The sequence below is a fragment of the Cupriavidus basilensis OR16 genome (genome assembly GCF_000243095.1).
GTDB classification, from domain to species: Bacteria; Pseudomonadota; Gammaproteobacteria; order Burkholderiales; family Burkholderiaceae; genus Cupriavidus; species Cupriavidus basilensis_D.
On sequence record NZ_AHJE01000288.1, the window covers coordinates 1 to 664 of the forward strand.

1 protein-coding gene is annotated in these 664 nt (G+C 62.8%); it reads right to left on the reverse strand.

All coding sequences use genetic code 11. The features are described 5' to 3' along the window. Nucleotides 1-436: 436 nt before the first annotated feature. Nucleotides 437-664: hypothetical protein (locus OR16_RS47070; RefSeq protein WP_237717402.1), on the reverse strand; the 228-nt coding region annotated here is incomplete at its 5' end.

Sequence of the window (664 nt, forward strand, 5' to 3'; positions counted from 1 at the left end):
GGAGCAGAGCAATCAGGCTGTTTTTGCCTCGTTGGTTGCGTTGTACGGCCCGGAGTGTTGGCTGGCGGATCCTACCGGCCAGAAGGGCATCGCAACTGCATGACCCAATGGTCACGTGGTGCAGCCCCTGACCTCGTGTGCGGTGACCGTTCCCACATCTGCCGTTCGCAGCGCGAGGGGCTGCGCCGTTTCGGGTGTGGCTGGTTTCGTGGTTTTGTCTCGAAGGACGAGCGCGGTGAGGTGCGAGCGCGCGGCCCTCGCGGACGGGCCACGGTGCCCACCACGAAACCAGAGGAGTTGATAGCAAAGTGCCGCTCGCGCCGGTACGGCAGGGCATCAAATGGCCGGGCGGCCACCGTCAGAGACAAAACCACGAAACCACCAAGGCAGGCAGGATCGTGGTGCTGCGCACCGCGATCGGCAGATGCCCGAACGCTCACCGAGCAAAGCGATCAGGGGCACCACCACGTGACCATTGGGTCATGCATTTGCGGTGCTCTTTGAACCGGTAAGGCACGCCAGCCAACACTCGGGGCCGTACGACGCAACCACAGAGGCCCAAACAGCCTGATTGCTCTGCTCCCGGCAGGGCGGCTTTCTTTTCGTTAGTTTTCTTTGCCGCGCAAAGAAAAGTGACCGGCAGCCCCCGCAGGGGGATGTCGTA